The sequence below is a fragment of the Nocardioides daejeonensis genome (assembly GCF_003194585.1).
GTDB lineage: Bacteria > Actinomycetota > Actinomycetes > Propionibacteriales > Nocardioidaceae > Nocardioides > Nocardioides daejeonensis.
Map to the genome: position 1 here is coordinate 49,428 of NZ_QHKZ01000001.1, position 22,047 is coordinate 71,474.

At 71.5% G+C, this 22,047-nt stretch carries 16 protein-coding genes; 12 read left to right on the top strand and 4 right to left on the bottom strand.

Features of this window, described 5'->3' with window-relative positions; all coding sequences use genetic code 11:
- Window positions 1–30 precede the first annotated feature (30 nt).
- Window positions 31–2,553, top strand: a complete 2,523-nt coding sequence (gene leuS / locus DNK54_RS00275; protein WP_110204974.1) for a leucine--tRNA ligase — start codon at window positions 31–33, stop codon at window positions 2,551–2,553.
- 48 nt (window positions 2,554–2,601) lie between these two features.
- Window positions 2,602–3,711, top strand: a complete 1,110-nt coding sequence (locus DNK54_RS00280; protein WP_110204975.1) for a DNA polymerase IV — start codon at window positions 2,602–2,604, stop codon at window positions 3,709–3,711.
- 17 nt (window positions 3,712–3,728) lie between these two features.
- Here DNK54_RS00280 and DNK54_RS00285 read toward each other — a convergent pair whose 3' ends face one another.
- From DNK54_RS00285 to DNK54_RS00295, 3 genes are read right to left on the bottom strand one after another with little or no spacing between them, the layout of a single operon-like run.
- Window positions 3,729–4,925 carry an ABC transporter permease gene (locus tag DNK54_RS00285; protein WP_110204976.1) on the bottom strand — a complete coding sequence of 399 codons (1,197 nt, stop codon included), beginning with the start codon at window positions 4,923–4,925 and terminating at the stop codon, window positions 3,729–3,731.
- On the bottom strand, window positions 4,922–5,602 hold the full coding sequence (locus DNK54_RS00290) for an ABC transporter ATP-binding protein (RefSeq protein ID WP_110204977.1): 681 nt from the start codon (window positions 5,600–5,602) through the stop codon (window positions 4,922–4,924). The genes DNK54_RS00285 and DNK54_RS00290 overlap by 4 nt, the downstream gene beginning before the upstream one ends.
- A complete protein-coding gene (locus DNK54_RS00295; RefSeq protein WP_110204978.1) occupies window positions 5,599–6,654 on the bottom strand; it encodes a permuted SH3 domain-containing protein in 1,056 nt (351 codons plus the stop codon). Before DNK54_RS00295 ends, DNK54_RS00290 begins: the two co-directional genes overlap by 4 nt.
- A 191-nt stretch (window positions 6,655–6,845) precedes the next feature.
- On the opposite strand from DNK54_RS00295, the gene DNK54_RS00300 reads away from it, so the two are divergent.
- Window positions 6,846–8,666 (top strand): sensor histidine kinase, encoded by a 1,821-nt coding sequence (locus DNK54_RS00300; RefSeq protein WP_239459908.1) that lies wholly within the window; start codon window positions 6,846–6,848, stop codon window positions 8,664–8,666.
- 27 nt (window positions 8,667–8,693) lie between these two features.
- Here DNK54_RS00300 and DNK54_RS00305 read toward each other — a convergent pair whose 3' ends face one another.
- Window positions 8,694–9,746 carry a hypothetical protein gene (locus tag DNK54_RS00305; protein WP_110204980.1) on the bottom strand — a complete coding sequence of 351 codons (1,053 nt, stop codon included), beginning with the start codon at window positions 9,744–9,746 and terminating at the stop codon, window positions 8,694–8,696.
- Window positions 9,747–9,853: 107 nt separating this feature from the next.
- On the opposite strand from DNK54_RS00305, the gene DNK54_RS00310 reads away from it, so the two are divergent.
- The 9 genes from DNK54_RS00310 (at window position 9,854) to DNK54_RS00350 (ending at window position 21,976) form a co-directional block, all read left to right on the top strand.
- Window positions 9,854–10,546 (top strand): response regulator transcription factor, encoded by a 693-nt coding sequence (locus DNK54_RS00310; RefSeq protein ID WP_239459828.1) that lies wholly within the window; start codon window positions 9,854–9,856, stop codon window positions 10,544–10,546.
- A gap of 30 nt (window positions 10,547–10,576) precedes the next feature.
- Window positions 10,577–11,488 carry a DegV family protein gene (locus tag DNK54_RS00315; protein ID WP_110204981.1) on the top strand — a complete coding sequence of 304 codons (912 nt, stop codon included), beginning with the start codon at window positions 10,577–10,579 and terminating at the stop codon, window positions 11,486–11,488.
- 66 nt (window positions 11,489–11,554) lie between these two features.
- Window positions 11,555–12,460 carry a ComEA family DNA-binding protein gene (locus tag DNK54_RS00320; RefSeq protein ID WP_110205728.1) on the top strand — a complete coding sequence of 302 codons (906 nt, stop codon included), beginning with the start codon at window positions 11,555–11,557 and terminating at the stop codon, window positions 12,458–12,460.
- The gene (locus DNK54_RS00325) at window positions 12,457–14,748 is read left to right on the top strand and encodes a ComEC/Rec2 family competence protein (protein WP_110204982.1); all 2,292 of its coding nucleotides are present in this window, start codon (window positions 12,457–12,459) and stop codon (window positions 14,746–14,748) included. The genes DNK54_RS00320 and DNK54_RS00325 overlap by 4 nt, the downstream gene beginning before the upstream one ends.
- 80 nt (window positions 14,749–14,828) lie before the next feature.
- On the top strand, window positions 14,829–18,428 hold the full coding sequence (gene smc / locus DNK54_RS00330; protein WP_110204983.1) for a chromosome segregation protein SMC: 3,600 nt from the start codon (window positions 14,829–14,831) through the stop codon (window positions 18,426–18,428).
- Complete coding sequence (locus DNK54_RS00335; RefSeq protein ID WP_110204984.1) at window positions 18,425–18,877, top strand: acyl-CoA thioesterase; 453 nt, start codon at window positions 18,425–18,427, stop codon at window positions 18,875–18,877. The genes smc and DNK54_RS00335 overlap by 4 nt, the downstream gene beginning before the upstream one ends.
- Window positions 18,878–18,942: 65 nt before the next feature.
- Entirely contained in the window at window positions 18,943–20,100 is a 1,158-nt protein-coding gene (gene ftsY, locus DNK54_RS00340; RefSeq protein ID WP_110204985.1) for a signal recognition particle-docking protein FtsY, read from the top strand.
- Window positions 20,101–20,285: 185 nt separating this feature from the next.
- Window positions 20,286–21,641, top strand: a complete 1,356-nt coding sequence (locus tag DNK54_RS00345; RefSeq protein ID WP_239459829.1) for an ammonium transporter — start codon at window positions 20,286–20,288, stop codon at window positions 21,639–21,641.
- Complete coding sequence (locus tag DNK54_RS00350) at window positions 21,638–21,976, top strand: P-II family nitrogen regulator (protein ID WP_110204986.1); 339 nt, start codon at window positions 21,638–21,640, stop codon at window positions 21,974–21,976. Before DNK54_RS00345 ends, DNK54_RS00350 begins: the two co-directional genes overlap by 4 nt.
- Window positions 21,977–22,047: the final 71 nt, after the last annotated feature.

Sequence of the window (22,047 nt, forward strand, 5' to 3'; positions counted from 1 at the left end):
GACGGGTGAGAGGACCAGCAGAGGAGAGAGATGAGCGAGCAGGACGCCAACCGGGAGACCACGGAGGCTTCGGCGTACGACGTCGAGGCGATCCAGGAGAAGTGGCGCGCGGTCTGGGACGAGCTCGACCTCTTCGCCGCCGACGACTCCGTCGTGCTGTCGGGGACCAAGGAGAAGCGCTACGCGCTGACGATGTTCCCCTACCCCTCCGGCGACCTGCACATGGGGCACGCCGAGGTCATGGCGTTGCACGACGTGATGGCCCGCTACTGGCGGATGAAGGGCTACGAGGTGCTCAACCCCATGGGGTGGGACTCCTTCGGCCTGCCCGCAGAGAACGCCGCGATCAAGAACGACACCCACCCGGCGACGTACACCTATGCCAACATCGACACCCAGTTCGAGTCCTTCAAGCGGTACGGCGTCAGCTTCGACTGGGCGCGTCGGTTCAACACCTCCGACCCCGCGTACTACCACTGGACCCAGTGGCTGTTCCTGAAGCTGCGCGAGGCCGGGCTGGCCTATCGCAAGAACTCGCCGGTCAACTGGTGCCCCAACGACCAGACCGTGCTGGCCAACGAGCAGGTCGTCGACGGCGCCTGCGAGCGCTGCGGCGCCGAGGTCACCAAGCGTGAGCTGACCCAGTGGTACTTCCGCACGACGCAGTACGCGCAGGAGCTGCTGGACTCCCTGGACGACCTGGCGCCCACCTGGCCGAGCAAGGTGGTCAACGCCCAGCGCAACTGGATCGGCCGCTCCGAGGGCGCCCACGTCACCTTCGAGGTGGCCTCGACAGGCTCGACCACCGTTCCTCCGATCACTGTCTTCACGACCCGGCCCGACACGATCTTCGGCACCACCTTCATGGTGGTCGCCGTCGACGCGCCGCTGGCCGAGGAGCTGGTCACCGACGAGCACCGCGCGGCGTTCGAGACCTACCGAGACGAGATCCGCAAGGCCTCCGACATCGACCGGCTCGCCACCGACCGTGCGAAGACCGGCGTCGACCTGGGTGTGTTCGCCGTCAACCCGGTCACGGGTGCGCGGATGCCGGTGTGGGCGACCGACTATGTGCTGGCCGACTACGGCACCGGCGCAGTCATGGGCGTGCCCGGCGGCGACCAGCGCGACTGGGAGTTCGCCACCGCGATGGGCCTGCCGATCGTCCGGACCACCCAGCCGCCTGCCGACTTCGACGGCGAGGCGTTCGCCGGGGAGGGCCCGGCGGTCAACTCGCCGGCTGCGGGAGTCGAGAGCGAGCTGGACATCAACGGCCTGGCGGTCGAGGAGGCCAAGCGGGCCACCATCGAGTACCTGGAGAAGATCGGGCGCGGCACCGGCACCGTCAACTTCCGACTGCGCGACTGGCTGCTGTCGCGGCAGCGCTACTGGGGTGCACCCATTCCGATCATCCACTGCCCGGTGGACGGCGAGGTGCCGGTCCCGGAGGAGCAGCTGCCGGTGCTACTGCCGGACCTGAAGGGCGCCGACCTGAAGCCCCGGGGCACCTCGCCGCTGGGGGCCGCCACCGAGTGGAAGACGGTCGCATGCCCGACGTGCGGTGGTCCGGCCGAGCGAGACACCGACACGATGGACACCTTCGTCGACTCGTCCTGGTACTTCCTGCGCTACGTCTCTCCGCACGACGAGACGCAGGCGTTCGACAGCACACTGGCCAACGCCTGGGGCCCCATCGACCTGTATGTGGGCGGCGACGAGCACGCCGTGCTGCACCTGCTGTACTCCCGGTTCTTCACCAAGGCGCTGCGCGACATGGGCCTGATCACCTGGGACGAGCCGTTCTCCTCCTACCTGAGCCAGGGCAAGGTCCTGAACCAGGGCCGCAAGATGAGCAAGTCGCTGGGCAACGGCGTCAGTCTGGGGGACCAACTTGCGGAGTTCGGAGTGGACGCGGTCCGGCTGACGCTGGTCTTCGCCAGCCCGCCAGAGGACAACATCGACTGGGCCGACGTCTCGCCTGCCGGCTCGCTGCGGTTCCTGCAGCGTGCGCTGCGGCTGAGTGGCGACGTCGACTCCGCGGCCGGAACGTCGCCCGAGGGTGGGGACGTCGCGCTGCGCCGGGTCACCCACCACGTCGTCCACGAGGCCGAGCGGCTGCTGGACTCGCATCGGTTCAACGTGGTCGTGGCGCGCACCATGGAGCTGGTCAACGCTGCCCGCAAGGCGATCGACTCGGGCTGCGGCGCCGACGACCCGGCCGTTCGTGAGGCCGTCGAGACCGTCGCGATCCTGCTGTCGCTGGTGGCGCCGTACACGGCGGAGGAGATGTGGTCGCGGCTGGGCCATGAGCCGGGCATCGCGGGGGTGCCGTGGCCCACGGTCGACGAAGCGCTGCTGGTCGAGGAGTCCGTGACCGCGGTCGTGCAGATCAAGGGGAAGGTCAAGGCTCGGCTCGAGGTCGCCCCCGACATCTCTGAGGCAGACCTGGAGGCCGCCGCGCTGGCCGACCCGACCATCGCCGGGCTGATCGCGGGGGAGACCGTGCGCAAGGTGATCGTGCGCGCCCCCAAGCTGGTCAACATCGTCGTTTAGCTGATCCGGCGGTCGAGCTCGTCGAGACCGGTCGGTCACACTGGAGGGGTGAGCGGAGCCCGGACCCCTGAGCGGTGGGTGCTGCACGTCGACCTCGACCAGTTCCTGGCGGCGGTCGAGATGCTGCGGCGTCCGGAGCTGGTGGGCAAGCCGGTGGTGGTGGGCGGACGCGGGGACCCGACCGAGCGCGGCGTCGTCTCCACCGCCTCCTACGAGGCGAGGACGTACGGCGTGCGCTCCGGCATGCCGTTGCGCACTGCGCTCAAGCGGTGTCCGGAGGCGGTCTTCCTGCCCGTCGACTTCCCAGTCTACGAGGCCGCCTCGCACCAGGTGATGCAGACGCTGCGTGAGCTGACCTGGGAGGGCCGTGGCACGGTCGTGGAGGTGCTCGGCTGGGACGAGGCGTTTCTCGCGCTGAGGTCCGAGGATCCGCTGCGCGAGGGGCTACCACCCGAGGACCCGGAGGGCATGGCCCGAGCGGTGCGCGCCGCGGTGCGCGAGGCGACGGGCCTGCGCTGCTCGGTAGGGATTGGCAACAACAAGCCCCAGGCCAAGATCGCCACCGACTTCGGCAAGCCCGACCCCGGAGTGCACACGATCAGCCATGCCAGCTGGCGGGTCCAGCTGGGCGGGCGGCCGACGAACGCGCTGTGGGGGATCGGACCGAAGATCTCCCGCCGCCTCGCGACCCTCGGCATCGCGACTGTCGACGACCTTGCTGCGGCGGAGCCTGCGCTGCTGGCCGACGAGTTCGGGCCGGGCACCGGGCCGTGGCTGCGCAGGCTCGGCCGCGGTGTGGACGCCTCGCCGGTGGATGCGACGCCCTGGGTGCCGCGCGCCCACGGGCGAGAGGAGACCTTCCAAGAGGATGTGGAGGACTGGACGGAGGTCGAGGAGCACCTGCGCCGGATCACTGCACGCGTGGTGGTCGACATCGACGCCGAGGGGCGCCCGGCCGAGCGAGTCGCCATCAAGGTCCGCCTGCGGCCCTTCCTCACCTTCACCCGCGTGCACAAGCTCGCCGAGCCGAGCAACGACCCGGTGCTGCTCGGAGAGGAGGCCGTCGCGCTGCTGGAGCGGATCGAGCGCCGGGCCCCGGTCCGGCTGCTCGGCGTGCGTCTGGAGATGGTCGCACCTGCCGACGGCTATCCGCGCTGACCAGGGCGGTGGTGCGGCTACAGCGTCCGCAGTGCCTCCGCAGGCTCCAGCGAACCCGCCCGCCAGGCAGGAAAGGCTCCGGCCAGTACGCCGACCACCAGCCCGGCCACGGGCGCCGCGAGCAGCAGCGGGTCGAGTCTCGGCGTCCAGTCCCGGCTGAGCGCGACCACCATGCTGGTGACGAAGCCGAGACTCGTCCCGACGATGCCCCCGAGCAGTCCGACCAGTGCGCTCTCGGCGAGGAACTGGGTCATCAGGTCGCCCCGGGTGGCTCCCAGCGCCCGGCGCAGGCCGATCTCGCCGATCCGCTCCATCACCGAGAGCAGCATGATGTTGGCGATGCCGACGCCTCCCGCGATCAGTGCCACCAGACCCAGCAGCACGAGCAACGAGGAGACATCGCCCTGCACACGATCGCGCAGCTGAGCGTCGGAAGGCGGCGCGGCGGCGTTGACGACCGAGGGGTCCTGGGGGGCGATCGCCAACGGTGCCTGCCGGGCGATGGTCTCCGCCGCCTGGGGCGCGACGTCCAGCTGCATCGAGAGAGCGCCCTGCCAGCCGAACTGCTGGGCCGCCGTCGTCTCGGGAAGCACCACCGAGTCGAGCAGTTCCCCGCGGCCGTCGACCTCCTCGATGATGCCGATGACCGTCAGGGCGCGGTCGCCGATCCAGATCGCCGGTCCGTGGCTCAGCTCCGTCACCCCCAGGCGGCGCGCCGCTCCAGCACCCAGCAACGCGACCGGGTCGGCTCGCGCGACGTGCCCAGCGTCGTACCGGCGCCCGGCGACGCGGGCATCGACGGCGTCGAGCAGGCCGGGGGAGGCGGCCAGCACAGGAAGCATCGGGTCCGGTGGTGCCTGCGGGTCGAGCAGGCGCACGGTGCCGACCGGGTCGCTCACCTCGAGCCGCGTCAAGGTCCCCGCCGCTTCGACGCCCTCGAGTCGCTGGACCAGCCGCTCCGCGTCGCGGGGCAGTCGGGCGCCCCGTTCGGCGCGGGACGGCTCGACCTGCACCGTGACGCGGTCCGCGGAGGCCCGGTCGAAGTGATCGGAGACCTGGCCGCTCGCTGTGCTGGCCAGGCCGACGGTGGCGACCAGTGCGGCCAGCCCCAGCGCCTCCCCCAGCATGGTGAGCGCCAGACGTCCGGGACGCGCCGAGATGCCGGCCATCGCCTCGCCGAGGATGCTGCCGGGGCGTGCCCTGCCGCGGCTCATCGGAGGACCTGCCCGTCGACGATCCGCACCCGGCGGTGCGCACGGGCCGCGACCCCCGGGTCGTGGGTGATCATCGCGACGGTGACTCCCTCGGCGTGCAGCTCCGAGAAGAGGGAGAGCACGGCGTCGGCGCTGACGCTGTCGAGGTTGCCGGTGGGCTCGTCCGCCAACAACACGCTGGGTCCTGCAACGAGCGAACGGGCGATCGCGACCCGTTGACGCTCGCCGCCGGAGAGGGTCCGTGGCCGGGCCCGGCGCCGGTGGCCGAGGCCGACCCGGTCGAGCAACCGGTCAGCGCGCCGCGCCCGCTCCCGGGCCGGGAGGCCCAGGTACAGCCCGCCCAGTGACACGTTCTCGGCGACGGTCAGGTGCGGCAGCAGGTGGAAGGCCTGGAAGACGAACCCGAGCCGCGCGGCGCGCAGCCGGGCCCGCCGGCGGTGGCTGATCGTGGTGGTGTCGATCCCGTCGAGGAGGTAGCGACCGGTGGTCGGGGAGTCCAGCAGGCCCAAGATGTTGAGCAGCGTGGACTTGCCGGAGCCGGAGGGGCCGACGATCGCCACGAACTCGCCGCGGTCGACCCTCAGGTCGACCGAGCGCAGGATGTCGACAGGCGGATTGCCCGCAAAGCTGCGCCCGACCGCGCGGAGTGCGATCACAGGGCTCGAGGCAGCGTTCATGAGCCGACCACGACCCGATCGCCCTCGGCGAGTCCCTCGGCCTGGATCTCGGCGTACCCCTGCGCAGAGAGGCCGGTCGCGACGCGGATCGCTTCCGTAGCGCCGCCCGCCCCGAGCCGGATCACGCGGACGGTGCCCGAGGCGTCGGTGCTCAACGCGGCCAGCGGCACCACGAGCACCCTGCCCCGGGTCTTTCTCAGCGGCACCGTCACCTTCACGTTGGCGCCGCGCAGCCGACGCTGCCGTGCCTCGCTCAACCGAGCGAGACGCACGGTGGTCCGGCCGCCCGTGTCGGTGGAGGTGACCGCACCGAGCCGACCGCGGATGCGCGCTCCGCCGGGCACGTCGATCTCGGCGCGCATCCCGGCTTTCAGAACCTTCAGGTCGGCCGTCGTCAGGCCGACCGTCACCACCAGGTGCGAGCCGGAGAGCAGGAGAGGAGCCTCGGGGAGTGGCTGGCCCAGGCGGGCCGGCATCCGGTCGACCCGCCGCGGCAGCGTCGGTACGTAGGCCACCTCGCTCATCGGCAGCGCACCCCGCTTCGGCGGGGCCGGGTAGCCGAGACGTTCATAGAGGCGCTCCACCGCCGTCCCGGTGGCGGCCGTGAACTCGTCGTCGACCTCTCCGGGATCCAGACCGAGCGCGTCCAGCGCCCTCTCCAGCTGGCGTACGTCGGGACCCACGTCCCCGGGGCCGAGGTCGCGGTAGGAGGGGAGCGCGCCGGGCAGCGTGATCACCGGTCGCCCGGCGACCTCGAGGAAGACCTCTCCGGCGTGCACGGTGTCGCCGCGCCGCTTCGCGATCCGGGTGACGACAGGGATGGGCGCCGTGGCGCGCACCACCAGCTCGACCGGGTCCGAGAAGCCTGCGTCGCCGCGGACGATCACCGCCGAGGTGAGGGTACGTCGCTCGACCTCGGCGGTGACCGGTCCGCTCGGCCGCGGCGTCCCTCCCTCGCGGGCGGGGGCCATCGCGAGAGCGACGGCGTATCCAAGGATTGCGCAGAGCAACGCGCCGACGACCATCAGGGCGAGTGCGCGGTAGCGCCTCATCGACACGCTCCGGCGGCCCCGTTCGGGCGCGCTGGCGAGGGTTCGGGGACCGAATGGCGTGGCTGAGGCATGGCGGCAGGCTGGCAACGAGTTGTGAAGAACCGGTCACGGATCGGTCAGCTCGCGTCTTCACATCTTCTTGGCAGCCGGGTGCCAGGATGTGCGGGGTGACGAGGAGCGCGGTGAGGCGGATGGTCGGTCCGCCGGGCCTGTTGGGCCGCTCGATCCTTGCTTCGGTGTTGGTTGCCGCGGTCGCCAGTGTGGCAACGGCTCTCCTCACCACCCATGCCGCCCGGCTCAGCGCGGAGCGGGAGGAGGTCCGTGTCGCGCACATCGACCGAGAGATCGTCGAGCGCCTGGAGGAGTACGGCCGTGGCCAGGCGAGTTGGTCACGAGCCGGCCGGCTGCTGGGAGAGCTCGCCGGAGCGTCGCAGACGAAGATCGCCGTCACCGATGTCGACGGACGCCGACTCGCCGGCTCCGACCAGGAGCAGCCGAGCGCCGCGGCCGGAGAGCCCACCGCGGTGCTCGACCCGTTGGCGGGGCTGGTGGCAGACGCGATGGCAGACCCTCCCACGGCGTACGACGACCTGAGCCTTCCGGCGTCGCTGCTGACCGCACGGCCGGGTGGCGCCGACCTGCGGGCGGCGCTGCGCCGCGACTACGACGTGATCGGGGTCTGCCCCGGCCTGCCCGCGGCCGACGGCGAGCTGCCCGACGGGCTTCCGTCGACGTTCGCCCTGGTCATCGTCTGCGAGGACCGGCCGCCGACGCGGTCCGAGACCGGTTCCGGACCGCTCGGGCGGACCGCACGTCTACAGAACGCGGTGGCGCTCGACCAGCGTGCGTGCCTGCAGCGGCGCGACGTGCCCTCCGCGCTGGTCCGCCTCTACGGAGACGAGGCACCCGAACTGATCACCCTGCACCTCCCTGAGGCCGCCGGCCCCGATGGCTTGACTCCCGCCCACCAGCGGGCCTGGGAGGACTGCGCGACGTCGTCGCTGACCCGGCAGCTACGGCCCGAGGTGGCTCCTGCGGCCGTGCTCTACGTGACCGAGACCCGGGAGGTGCAGCGCGGCCTGCTCAGCCGGATCGGTGGAATGCGCATCCTCGTCGCGTTGCTGGTGATCCTCGCCGCGGCGGTGCTCGCCAGCCTGCTGGCCTCCCGCCGAGTGCTGCGACCGGTACGACGGCTCACCGCCGCGACCCAGGAGATGGCTGCGGGAGACCTGGCCACCCGCGTGCCCGTCGTCGGCCACGACGAGGTGGCTCGACTGGGACGCTCCTTCAACGACATGGCGGCGGCGTTGACCGCTGCGGACGAGCAACGCCGACGGATGGTCAGTGACGTCGCTCATGAGCTGCGGACCCCGCTGTCCAATCTTCGGGGCTATCTCGAGGCCGGGCGTGACGGCGTCCTGGAGCGCGACGTGGCTTGGACCGCGTCGCTGCTGGAGGAGGCGATCGTGCTCCAGCATGTCGTCGACGATCTGGCTGTGCTCGCCCAGGCAGACGCGGGTCGGCTGGAGGTCCGCCGGCTGCCCGGCGACGTCGTCGTCACCGTCGACGCCGCCCTGGCCGCGATGCGCGGCCAGGCGGACGCCCGCGGAGTCACCCTGGTACGCCGTGGCCTTCCGGTCGCCTCTGCCGCCCACGATCCGCTCCGGATCCGGCAGGTGCTCGCCAACCTGCTCTCCAACGCTGTCCGGCACTCGCCGCCCGGCGCGGAGGTGAGCGTCGCCGTCGAAGAGGAGCGGGGAGACGACGACCGCCCCTGGGTCCGGATCGAGGTCGCTGATCGGGGCGAGGGGATCGCGCCGGAGCACCTGGCCCAGGTCTTCGAGCGCTTCTTCCGCGCCGACCCGTCACGTGCTCGCGAGACTGGGGGAAGCGGTCTCGGCCTGGCGATCGTGGAGCGACTCGTCGCCGCGCACGGCGGCAGCGTGGCCGCCGGGCACCGGGTCGGAGGCGGGGCGGTCCTCACCGTCCTCCTGCCCGGCGGGTCCGGCTGAGCGTCGCGACGTCCCAGGGGATGCGGGTCAGCGACCGTCGGAGACCGCAGCCGACATCGCGGAGCGGAACGCCTCCAGCTCGGCCAGGTTCTCCCGGACGAAGCGTTTCTCCAGATCGACCTTCACAGCGTCGTGGCTCGTGCGCCACGGCCTGCGGCAGCGCTGATCGGCGACCGCCAGCTCGATCTCCGCCGCACGCAGGTCAGCCAGCTGTGCCGCCGCGACGCCCTCCGTCGCGAGGTCGGGGCCCAGCAGCCGCTCGGCGCGAGCCCGGAGCTTGGCCTGCGGCTCGTCGAGCGCGGTGTATCCCGCGTGCCCCGCGTCGGCGAGGCAGGCCGCCCAGGCGCTGGTCGCCGCGGCGACCCGCGGATCACGCTCCAGCTGGTCGCGCAGGTCGCGGACCCGCTCCAGCAGGCTCGCGAAGCTCTCCTCGACCTGGCCGATCCGGCGCTCCGTCCGTGCCAGCTCGCGATCGGTCGGCTCCAAGGCGTAGGCACGGCCCGAGCAGGACGTGTCTGCGTTCGAGATCGAGGTGCCTGCGAGATAGCCCTCGTCGTCGAGGGCGATCTGCGGGCCGTAGAACGTCTGGTGATAGGCGACGCGCTCCGCCACGCTCATCCGGGCGACGATCGCGTCGTTGGGGTTCTTCTGTGCGCGGCTCTGCTCGGCGCCGAGCTCCTTGGTGCTGATGCCGTAGCCGAACTGCGCGGCGAACTCGTCTGCCGGCAGGTCCGGGAATCCGGCCGGCTCCAGCATCACCCGCCCGTCCGCGGTCACCGTGGCGTCGAAACCCGCGTCGACGTAGGGCACGTACTCGAATCCCTCAGCCGCCATGCATCGCGCGAGCTCCTCCTCGATCCGCAGGTTGAGCGCGTCGTCCGTCTCGATGCTTCGGGTGCCGACGCCGAGGTAGTCGTCCAGCGGGCCGACCTCAGGGTCGCCGGGTTGGTCGATGCCGTTCCCCGGATCCGCGCCGGGGGACGAGCCGGGGCCGGCATCGTCGGCACAGGCGGCGGAGGCCAGCGTGACTGCCAGGACGAGAGCGGCAGCGCGAAGGTGCCGCGTGAGGTGTGGTCGCATGGTGGCGAGGGTCGCAGCGGTCGATGAAGGGGTCGTCAAGATCCGATGAGTCTGTGCATCCCGCGCTTCTTCACAGCTTCTTCGCAGCCCGGTGCCACCATCGTCGAGTGAACGCGCGCATTCTGGTGGCCGACGACGACCGCAAGCTGGCCGCCCTGGTCCGCACCTACCTCGAGCGCGCCGGACACCAGGTGGTGACGGTGCACGACGGTCAAGCGGCGTTGGCCGAGTGCCGCCGACGGCAGCCGGACCTGGCCGTCCTCGACATCATGATGCCGGTCCTTGACGGCCACGACGTGTGTCACGTGCTCAGGGCCGAGGGAGAGGTGCCGGTCATCTTCCTCACTGCCCGCACGACCGAGGACGACCTCGTCCTGGGGCTGGGCCTCGGTGCCGACGACTACGTGACGAAGCCCTTCAGCCCGCGTGAGCTGATGGCGCGGGTGGAGGCCGTGCTGCGGCGTACCCGACCGGACCCGGGGGCGTCGGTGGTGCGCGCCGGGTCGCTGGTGATCGACGAGGAGCGCCACCTGGTCACGCAGGCGGGCCGATCGGTGCCCTGCACACCGGCGGAGTTCCGGATCCTCCGGGAGCTGGTCACGCACCCCTCGCGGGTCTACTCCCGGCAGCGTCTGCTGGAGGCGGCGTTCGGCTTCGACCATGATGCGCTCGAGCGCACCGTCGACGTGCACGTGATGAACCTGCGTCGCAAGCTGGAGCGCGACCCGGCCAGCCCCGAACGCCTCGTCACCGTCTACGGCGTCGGCTACAAGTACGTCGCCGAGGAGCAGGAGGGGTAGGGGAGCGGAGCCCACCGCTATTCTCTGCGCATGCCTGGACCCCGGATCGCGATCGTCACCGACTCGCCGGCGTCGCTCCCGGAGGAGGTCGTCGAGGAGCACGGGATCTTCGTCGTACCGCTGCAGGTGATCATCGGGGCGACCAGCTACGACGAGGGTGTCGACGAGGGCGCAAGCCCGGCGATGGTGGCCCAGGCGCTGCGCGAGTTCACCCCGGTGTCCACGTCCCGCCCATCGCCTGCGCGGATGCTGGAGATCTACGCCGACATCGCGGAACAGGGGTACGAGGAGATCGTCTCCGTGCACCTCTCCGGCGAGATGAGCGGCACCTTCGACTCCGCGCTCGTCGCTTCGCGGACCGCGGTGGTGCCGGTGCATCCCGTGGACTCGCGCCAGGTCGGCCCGGCGACGGGGTACGGCGCGGTGGCCGCTGCCGTCGCCGTGGCTTCGGGTGCCAGCGCCGCAGAGGCAGCGCTCGCCGCGCGGCAGCGGGCGGAGGCCTCGACCTCCCTCTTCTATGTCGACACCCTGGAGTACCTGCGTCGCGGCGGACGGGTGGGCGCTGCCGCCGCGTTGCTGGGTGGCGCGCTGGCCGTGAAGCCGTTGCTGCGCGTGTCGGACGGAAAGATCGACTCCTTCGAGAAGGTGCGCACGGCAGGCCGTGCCCTGGCACGCCTCGAGGAGCACGCGGTGCAGGCCGCCGACGAGCAGCCGGTGGAGGTCACGGTGGCCCACCTGGCCAGTCCGGAGCGGGCCGAGGCACTGGCCGCGAAGCTCGCCGGTCGACTCGACCTGGTGACCCCGGTCCGGATCGCGGAGCTGGGTGCTGTGCTGGGCGCCCACGTCGGTCCCGGCATGGTCGCGGTCTGCGTAGCACCGGCGCTGGAGGGCGCGGTAGCGGCCGCCAGTGGGCCTGACTCGGACGACTCGCCTGTGGAGTAGCGCGGTTCTCCACAAGGGGAGTCGCATCGAGGTCAGGCGTCGGGGGCGCTGCCTAGCGTGCTCGGCATGCGCTCCCGTTCTCCCTCCGCACACTCCGAGGCACTGGCCCGTCGGCTGGCCCAGCTGAGTGCTGAGCTCGGCGACGGTGCCCCGGTCCCCGCGGCGAGGGAGGAGAGCGCAGAGACCGGGAGCCCCTACGACGAGAGCTGGCAGGAGTACACGCATGTTCGGCAGCCGGTGCTGCCGCCCTCGGCCACCCCGCCACCGGTGCCGCCGCCGGTGCCGGTGCCGGGACGCCACGCGGCGGCGCGCCGGATGGCGTGGTGGGATCTCTCGGGGCTGCGCGGCCGGGTGGCGCTGGAGCCCGCCCACGTCGCGCTGGCGGCAGTCGCAGCAGCCCTTGCCCTCGGGGTGACGTGCTGGTGGGTGCTCCAGGACGACGCAGGCGAGCCGTTGCCGACGAGCGCCGCGCCCCGTGGGCTGGTGACGCCCGCCGCGGATGCGCCGATCTCCTCGTCGACGGGCGCGAACCCACCGGGCGAGGTCGTCGTCGACGTGACCGGCAAGGTACGCCGCCCCGGCATCGTGGTGCTCGACCCGGGATCCCGTGTGGTCGACGCCGTCGATGCGGCAGGCGGCGCGCGTCGAGGTGCCGACCTGACCGGCCTGAACCTGGCCCGGGTCCTCGTCGATGGCGAGCAGATCGTCGTCGGCCTTCCCGCGGCTCCTGGCCCGGCCGCCTCGGCCGCTCCTTCGGCGGTGCCCGGAGGGGCACCCGTCGGCCTGGTCAACCTGAACTCCGCCGGCCTGAGCGAGCTCGACGAGCTGCCCGGTGTCGGGCCGGTCACGGCGCAGGCCATCATCGACTGGCGCGACGCCAACGGCGGCTTCCGTTCGGTCGACCAGCTCCTCGACGTACAGGGGATCGGCGAGAAGACGCTGGCCGACCTGGCGCCGCTGGTCACCCTGTGAACGGTGAGCGTGACCTGCGTCTGCCGGCCCTCGCGGTCGCCGCCTGGCTCGGCGCGCTGCTGGGACTCGGCGTCGGGTCGGTGGATCGGCTGAATGCTCTCCTGGCCGCCCGACCGGCACTGACGGCGCTGCTGGCCCTGCCCTGCGGGGCGCTGGTGCTCTGGAGCGCGCGGGGCCGGCACTGGTTCGTCGTCGGTGGGCTGGCTCTGTTCCTGGCGGTCGGTGCGAGTGCGCTGCTGAGGGAGCAGGCGGTCGCCGACGGCGCTGTGGCCCGGCTCGCGGCCGCGCGTGCCGGCGTAGAGGTCGAGCTGCGCATCGTCGGCGACCCGCGACGGCTGCAGGGAGGTCGTGGACCGGAGCGGTTCGGCGTCCCGGTCAGGATCGACCGACTCGGGAGCGAGGGCCGGGTCTGGCAGGTGCGGTCGCCGGTGCTGCTGCTCGGCGAGGGGGAGTGGGGTCGGGCGGAGCTGGGCGGTCGCTGGCGGGTGCGACTGCGCCTCGCTCCGAGCGACGACCCCGAGCTGGCTGCCCTCGCTACGCCGTTGGGCGAGCCGAGGTTGTTGGGCGAACCCTCCCCGGCGTGGCGCGCCGCAGCGGCCGTGCGTGCCGCGGTCCGCACCGCGGTGGCGACCGCGGGGCATCCGGAGCGAGCCCTGGTGCCGGCGCTGGTCGACGGTGACGACGGTGGCCTGCCCGAGGATCTGCAGGCGGACTTCAAGACGACAGGACTGACGCACCTTCTCGCGGTTTCAGGCACCAATCTCACCCTGGTGGTGGGCTGCCTCGTGCTCGTGGGACGGCGGTGCGGAGTCCGCGGGCGGGGCCACTATGCGGTGGCCGCCGCCGGGATCGTCGGCTTCATCCTGCTTGCTCGTACCGAGCCCTCGGTCGTCCGTGCCGCCGCGATGGGCACGGCGGCCCTCCTCGGCCTGGCCTACAACGGACGCGATCGAGGACTCCGCGCTGTCGGCCTCGCCGTGCTGGGCCTGCTCGTCTGGGATCCGTGGCTCGCGATCACGGTGGGGTTCGCGCTCAGTGCACTGGCCACCGCCGGAATCCTGTTGCTTGCGCCGGGCTGGGTGACGGCGATGGAGGTGTGGCTGCCACGCTGGGCCGCGCAGGCGGTTGCGGTGCCCCTGGCTGCCCAGCTCGCTTGCACGCCGGTCGTCGCCGGGATCTCCGGGCAGGTCAGCCTGGTCGCCGTGCTGGCCAATCTGCTCGCCGCGCCGTTGGTGGCACCTGCGACGATCCTGGGCCTGCTCGGTGGTCTGCTTGCACTTGTCTGGGCTCCGGCAGGGCAGGTGGTCGGGCGCTTCGCGGGCTGGGCAGCAGCCGGGATCATCGAGGTCGCCCGGAGGTGCGCCGAGCTGAGGTTGCCGGCCATCGACTGGGACACCTCGACACCCGCCCTCGTCGGCCTGACCGGCCTCTGCCTCCTCATCGTCGCGCTCACCGGACCACTGCTCACCCGGCCTCGACTCGCGATGGCGGTCGTCCTGCTGTTGACCGGGCTGCTGGTCGTGCCGCTGCCGACCCCGGGCTGGCCGCCGCCCGGCTGGGTGCTGGTCGCCTGCGACGTCGGTCAGGGAGACGGGCTGGTGTTGCGCGCCGGACCGCAGGCGGGCGTGGTGGTCGACGCCGGTCCGGACCCCCGGTCGATGCGTCGGTGCCTCGACGCGCTCGGGATCGAGCAGGTGCCGATCCTGCTGCTCTCCCACTTCCACGCCGATCACGTGGACGGCGTCGACGGGGTGCTGCGCGGCCGCACGGTGGGTCAGGTGCTGGTCACCGCACGTGCGGATCCGCCCGAGGCCGCCCGGCGGGTGCTGCACCAGGTGGGCGCGCGGGCTCGGGTGCCGGCGTACGGCGAGACGTTGCGTGCGGGGGAGGTGACGCTCCAGGTGATCGGCCCGCCTCCAGCGCTGCTCGCCGATGGTCCCAACAACGCGTCGCTCGTCGTGCTGGCGGAGGTTGCTGGCACCCGGATCCTGCTGACTGGTGATGCGGAGCCTGTCGCTCAGCGTGCTCTCCGACGCACGCTCGCCGACCTACGGGTCGACGTGCTCAAGGTGCCTCACCACGGCAGTCGCTACCAGGAGCTCGACCTGCTCCTGGCACTGCGTCCCCGGGTGGCGGTCATCTCGGCCGGTGTCGACAACGACTACGGGCATCCCGCGCCCGAGACCCTGGCGGCACTCGACGCGGCAGGTGTGGTGGTGCTGCGCACCGACCGTGACGGCGACGTGGCGGTGACGCGCCGGGACGGGGAGCTGCGGACGGCTCGGTGAGCGGCGGCACGGCGTCGCAGGTAGGACGGCGCGGGCACCGGATGTCATAGGCTCGGGGCGGTCCAGCAGAGGAGACGCGTGTGTATCTGAAGAGCCTGACCCTGAAGGGGTTCAAGTCCTTCGCGTCCGCGACCACCCTGCAGCTCGAGCCCGGTATCACCTGCATCGTCGGGCCCAACGGCTCGGGCAAGTCCAACGTGGTCGACGCCCTGGCGTGGGTGATGGGCGAGCAGGGCGCCAAGTCGCTTCGTGGCGGCAAGATGGAGGACGTCATCTTCGCCGGTACGTCGGGGCGCCCGCCCCTGGGCCGGGCGGAGGTCGCGCTCACCATCGACAACAGCGACGGCGCGTTGCCGATCGACTACGCCGAGGTGACGATCAGCCGCACGATGTTCCGCAACGGCGGCTCGGAGTACGCCATCAATGGCAGCTCCTGTCGTCTCCTCGACGTGCAGGAGCTGCTGAGCGACTCCGGCATCGGTCGCGAGATGCATGTCATCGTCGGGCAGGGGCAGCTGGACTCCATCCTGCGCGCGACTCCCGAGGACCGGCGCGGCTTCGTGGAGGAGGCGGCGGGCGTCCTCAAGCACCGCAAGCGCAAGGAGAAGGCGCTGCGGAAGCTCGACGCGACTGAGGGCAACCTCAATCGACTCAACGACCTGCTCAGCGAGATCCGGCGGCAGCTCAAGCCGCTCGGGCGACAAGCGGAGGTGGCGCGCAAGGCGGCGACGGTGCAGGCCGATGTGCGGGACGCGCGTGCCCGGCTGCTCGCCGACGACCTGGCCACCGCGAAGAACAGCCTCGAGCAGGAGATGGCCGACGAGAGCCTGCTTGTGCAGCGGCGCACGGAGGTCGAGGCCGACCTGACCGCAGCCCGTGAGCAGGAGGCCGCCCACGAGGCGGCGTTGCGGGAGAGCCTGCCGGCGCTCTCGCAGGCTCAGGACACCTGGTTCGCGCTCTCCGGGCTGCGGGAGCGCCTGCGCGGCACCGAGTCGCTGGCCTCGGAGCGGCTCCGCAACGCACAGCAGGCGCAGCCCCTCGACAACGAGGGCGGTCGGGATCCGGAGCAGTTGGAGGCCGAGGCGGAGAAGGTCGGCGTCCAAGAGGAGCAGATCAACGCGGAGGTCGAGCAGCACCGTACCCAGCTCAACGAGGCGCTGAGCGCCCGCAAGGCGGCCGAGGACGCGGCGGCCGAGGAGGACCGCCGGGTGGCGGGCCTGCAGCGGGCGGCGGCTGACCGCCGGGAGGGTCTGGCCCGGCTGCATGGCCAGGTCAACGCGTTGAAGTCCCGTGCCGCGGCCTCCGACGAGGAGGTCGGCCGGCTCGAGTCCGCCCGCACGGAGGCGCTGGCCCGAGCGGAGCGCGCTCAGCTCGACTTCACCGCCCTGGAGACGAAGGTGGCCGGTCTGGATGCCGGCGAGGAGGGGCTCGACGCCGAGCACGAGGCCGCGACCGAGGCGCTTGACGAGATCGAGGAGCAGCTGGCAGCCGCGCGCGAGCAGGTCCGCATCGCCGACCAGGAGCGCACCGGACTGGCGGCTCGCAAGGACGCCCTGGAGCTCGGTCTCGCCCGCAAGGACGGCGCCGGCGCGCTCCTGGCAGCCGACGGCGAGGTCTCCGGGCTTCTCGGCTCGGTGGCCGCGCTGCTGACCGTGCACACCGGGTTCGAGGTGGCCGTGGCGAGCGCCTTGGGCCAGGCAGCCGACGCCGTTGCCGTGACCGGGACCGATGCGGCGATCACGGCCCTGGGCCACCTGAAGTCGGGTGACCTGGGTCGGGCCGGTTTGCTGCTCGGTGGCGCTCCCGAGCGGCAGCGCGATGACTGGCCGTCGCTCCCCGACGGTGCGCGCTACGCGGTCGACGTCGTGGAGTGCCCGGCGGAGCTTCGCGCCGCACTCGCCCGGCTCCTGCACAAGGTCGCCGTGGTCGACGACCTGTCCGCCGCGCAGGCCGTGGTCGCGGCGGTGACCGACGTCGTGGCGGTGACGCGCGAGGGCGACCTGCTCGGCGCTCACTTCGCTTCGGGGGGCAGCAGCGGAGGGCAGTCGCTGATCGAGATCCAGGCGGCTCTTGACGAGGCGACCGAGTCGCTGGCTGCTGCTATCGCCACCACCGAGCGGCTGACCTTCGAGATCTCACGACTGGAGGGCCGCCGCCTGGAGGCGCAGAAGCGGGTCGACGTGGCTCTGGCGCAACTTCACGAGTCGGACGCCAACCTGGCGGCGATCGCCGAGGAGCTCGGGCAGTACGGGTCACAGGCCCGCGCCGCGCGCGGCGAGGCCGAGCGGCTGGCGGCGGCGATCCTCAAGGCGCAGCAGTCCCGTGAGTCCGACCTGGCCGGTCTCTCCGAGCTGGAGAGCCGGCTGGCCGCTGCCGAGGCGGCCCCGGAGGAGGAGCCGGACACGGAGGCGCGGGAGCGCCTGCTGGAGTCGGCCCGCGAGGCGCGGCAGGCCGAGATGGACGCACGCCTCGCGTTGCGTACCGCCGAGGAGCGTGCTCGCGCCCTGCACGGCCGTGCTGACGGACTGCGTCGGGCGGCCCGGCAGGCCCGCGAGGCTCAGGCACGGGCGGTGGAGCGCCGCGAACGGGCTGCTCGCGAGGCTCGCGCCGCCACCGCTGTCACGACCGGCGTCGCCTTCGTGCTGGAACGTCTCGAATACTCGCTGGCGCTCGCGTCGCGTGCCCGGACCGACATCGAGGAGTCACGCGCCGGGCGGGAGCAGGCCCTGATGGAGGTGCGGGCCCGGCTACGCGATCTCGGTCGCGAGTACGACGAGCTGGTCAACACCGCCCACCGTGACGAGATGGCACGCACCCAGCAACGGATGCGGATCGAGCAGCTCGAGGAGCGGGCGCTGGAGGAGCTGGGTCTCGATCCCGAGGCGTTGGTGCGCGAATACGGCCCGGACCAGCTGGTCCCGGTGCAGACCGCGCCCGAGGCCGCTGCCGATGCGTCGGAGGCATCAGAGGAGCCGGGCGACGAGCAGGCCCAGCAGGAGCCGGCAGGCATCCCCTTCGTTCGTGAGGAGCAGGTCAAGCGGCTCAAGACGGCGGAGCGCGCCCTGGCGATGCTCGGCAAGGTGAACCCGCTCGCGCTGGAGGAGTTCTCCGCCATGGAGGAGCGACACCGGTTCCTCACCGAGCAGCTGGAGGACCTGAAGACGACCCGCCGTGACCTGCTCGACATCGTCAAGGAGGTCGACGCGCGCGTGCAGGAGGTCTTCGCCGAGGCGTGGGAGGACGTCCGTACGGCCTTCGACCACGTCTTCAAGCGACTCTTCCCCGGCGGGGAGGGGCGGCTGATCCTCACCGACCCCTCCGACATGCTGACGACGGGCATCGAGGTGGAGGCTCGCCCGGCAGGCAAGAAGGTCAAGCGGCTCTCGCTGCTCTCCGGTGGGGAGCGCTCCCTGGTCGCGGTGGCGTTCCTGGTCTCGCTCTTCAAGGCCCGGCCCTCGCCCTTCTACATCCTCGACGAGGTCGAGGCGGCGCTCGACGACACCAACCTCGGCCGGCTGCTGGAGATCTACGAGGAGCTGCGGGAGAACTCGCAGCTCTTGGTGATCACTCACCAGAAGCGCACCATGGAGGTCGGCGACGCGCTGTACGGCGTGACCATGCGCGGCGACGGCGTCACGACCGTCATCAGCCAGCGTCTCCGGGAGAACGAGTCCGCATGACCGAACGCCCGCCCCTGCCGACCCGCGCCGACTACGTCGCATGGCGCACGGTGACCACCCGCTGGCGTGACGACGATGCGTACGGGCACCTCAACAACGCCACCTACTACGAGCTCTTCGACACCGCGGTCAACGCCCACCTCTTCGAGCACACCGGCGTCAACATCCGGCAGCTGCCGCAGATCGGCATCGTCGCGGAGACCTCCTGCCGCTACTTCCGAGAGATCGGCTTCCCCGAGCCCATCGAGACGGGCCTCGTCGTGGAGCGGATCGGCACCTCGTCGATCGTCTACCGGATCGGCCTCTTCCAGGGCGATGGCGTGGAGGCGGCCGCCGAAGGACGCTTCGTGCACGTGTACGTCGACAACACCCGTGGCGCCGGAGACCGCCCGGTCACTCCCATCCCTGAGGCGATCCGGGCCGCCGTCGAGCCTCTGCTTCGGCGCTGATCACCAACTCGGCACCGGTGGGTCCTGTTTCGGATGCGGCGGCGTACCTCTGGTTGGATTGGACCATGAACAACGTGTCGGACTGGCTCTACCTGATCATCGGCATCCTGGTCGTCGGCGTCGTCGCCCTCGGCTTCGTCTTCACCGGTCGCAAGGGCGGTACGCCGAAGAGCAGCACCGAGGTCATCGCCCGTCCGGCGCCCACCACCCCTGCCGAGGTGGAGGAGCCGGGGACCGAGCCGGTCGTCGTACCGGAGGAGCCGGAGGCTCAGCCGGAGCCGGCTGCTCCTGCCCTCGACCGCCCGGAAGGCACCAAGAGCCGACTGGTCCGGCTGCGTGAGCGGCTCTCCCGCTCGCAGGGCGCGCTGGGCAAGGGGCTGCTGGCCCTGCTCTCAAGGGAGCGTCTCGACGAGGACACCTGGGAGGACATCGAAGACACGCTCCTCACTGCCGACATCGGCGTTGCCCCCACACAGGAGCTCGTCGAGAAGCTGCGCACCCGACTGCGGGTCGAGGGTGGGGGAGCAGTCGACGCCCGAGCCGTGCTGCGCGAGGAGCTGGTCGACCTGGTCGGTCCGGAGATGGATCGCCGACTGGCGGTGACCGGCGCTGACGGCAAGCCCGGTGTCGTGCTGGTCGTCGGGGTCAACGGCGCCGGCAAGACCACCACGGTCGGCAAGATCTCCCGGATCCTGGTCGCCGAGGAGAAGCAGGTCGTGCTCGGTGCGGCCGACACCTTCCGCGCTGCCGCGGTCGAGCAGTTGGCGACCTGGGGCGAGCGGGTCGGTGTGCCCGTGGTCCGCGGCGAGGAGGGCTCCGATCCCGCTTCCGTCGCCTTCGAGGCGGTCAAGCAGGGCGTGGACGAGGCGCGTGACGTCGTCCTGGTCGACACCGCCGGCCGGCTGCAGAACAAGGCCGGCCTGATGGACGAGCTCGGCAAGGTGAAGCGCGTCATCGAGAAGCAGGCTCCGGTGACCGAGGTGCTGCTGGTCCTCGACGCCACCACCGGCCAGAACGGCATGATCCAGGCCCGGGTCTTCTCCGACGTCGTCGACGTGACCGGGATCGTGCTCACCAAGCTCGACGGGTCGGCGAAGGGCGGCATCGTGGTCGCCGTGCAGCGCGAGCTCGGCGTACCGGTGAAGCTGGTCGGCCTGGGCGAGGGCCCCGACGACCTGGCACCCTTCGACGCCGAGGCCTTCGTCGACGCGCTGCTCGGCTGAGGCCGAACGCCGTGCCACGGCGTCACGCAGCCGTAACACGGCGCACCCAGACGTTGCACGGATGAAACACGCCGCGCGACGCGGCGTTACCGGAGTCGCCCAGGGTTGAGGCGTCAAGGCGGTACCGGCCGCGACGACGAGGTCGCGCGCCGGACGTCGATGGAACCAATCCCTGGGAGGTCCCTGTGGATGGCTACCACGCCTGGATGCTGATCTCCGCATCCCTCGTCCTGCTGATGACCGCGCCCGGCCTCGCCCTGTTCTACGGGGGCATGAGCCGGTCGAAGTCCGTGCTCAACATGATGATGATGTCCTACGGCGCGCTCGCGATCGTCGGCGTCGTCTACGTGCTCTGGGGCTACTCGATGTCGTACGGGGACGACGACATCGCGACCCTCTTCGCCAACCCGTTCACGCTGTTCGGGCTCAGCGACCTGGACCCGTCCGCCTACATCACGGTCGCGTTCCAGCTGACGTTCGCCGTGATCACGGCCGCGCTCATCAGCGGCGCGATCGCGGACCGCGTGAAGTTCTCGGCCTGGATGGTCTTCGTGCCGGTCTGGGTCACCCTGGTCTACTTCCCGCTCGCCCACATGGTGTGGGGCGGCGGGTTCCTCAGCGGCAACCCGGACGGGTTGGCTGCGCGGGTCTTCGGCACCGTCGGGGAGGGTGCCGAGCAGATCGCTCAAGTTGCTCCGGTCGACTATGCGGGCGGCACCGTGGTGCACATCAACGCCGGTGTGGCCGGCCTGGTGCTCGCCCTGGTCATCGGGCGGCGGATCGGCTTCGGCACGACGCCGATGAAGCCGCACAACCTGCCGCTCACCATGATCGGCGCCGGCCTGCTGTGGTTCGGCTGGTTCGGATTCAACGTCGGGTCGATCGTCTTCAGCAGTGACGATCCCGACGCGATGTACACCCAGTTCGTGGGCGAGACCGGACTGGTCTGGCTCAACACGACCGTCGCGACCTGTGCCGCGATGCTCGGGTGGCTGCTGTTGGAGAAGCTGCGGGACGGCAAGGCCACGAGCCTGGGTGCCGCATCCGGGATCGTGGCCGGCCTGGTGGCGATCACCCCGGCCTGCGGATCGCTCTCTCCCGTCGGCTCGATCGTGCTCGGCCTGGTGGCCGGTGCGCTCTGTGCCCTCGCAGTCGGCCTCAAGCACCGCTTCGGCTTCGACGACTCGCTCGACGTGGTGGGGGTCCACCTGGTCGGCGGTCTGGTCGGCACGATCGGCATCGGCTTCCTCGCGACCTCGGGCGGACTGTTCTACGGGGACGGCGCCAAGCTGCTCGTGCTCCAGGTGCTGGTGGCGCTCTTCGCCATGGTCTGGACCGCGGTCCTCACGCTCATCATCGGGTTGGCGATCAAGGCGGCGATGGGCTGGCGGATCGACGAGGAGGACGAGATCGGCGGCATCGACTACGTCGAGCACGGCGAGTCCGCCTACGACCTCGCCACCACGAGTGGATCCCGGCGCGGCGCTCCGGCGATGACCGCACCCGTCCGGACGACCGAGAAGGAAGGAGCGCCGGCATGAAGCTGGTGACCGCGGTGGTCAAGCCGCACAAGTGGGAGGACGTCCGCGAGGCTCTCGAGACCTTCGGCGTGACCGGGATGACGGTGAGCGAGGTCAGTGGCTACGGCCGTCAGAAGGGCCACACCGAGGTCTATCGCGGAGCGGAGTACGACATCGCTCTGGTGCCCAAGATCAAGATCGAGATCGTGGTCGACGACGTGGATGCCGACGACATCGTCGGGCTCGTCGTGAAGGCCGCCCAGACAGGCAGGATCGGAGACGGGAAGGTGTGGGTCTCTGCCCTGGACAGTGTCGTCCGGGTCCGCACCGGCGATCGCGACAGCGCGGCGCTCTGATCCTTGCCCGACGCCCGCCGCACCGTGAGTTCAGACAAACCCTGGTGCGGCGGGCGTCACCCTGGCTGTAA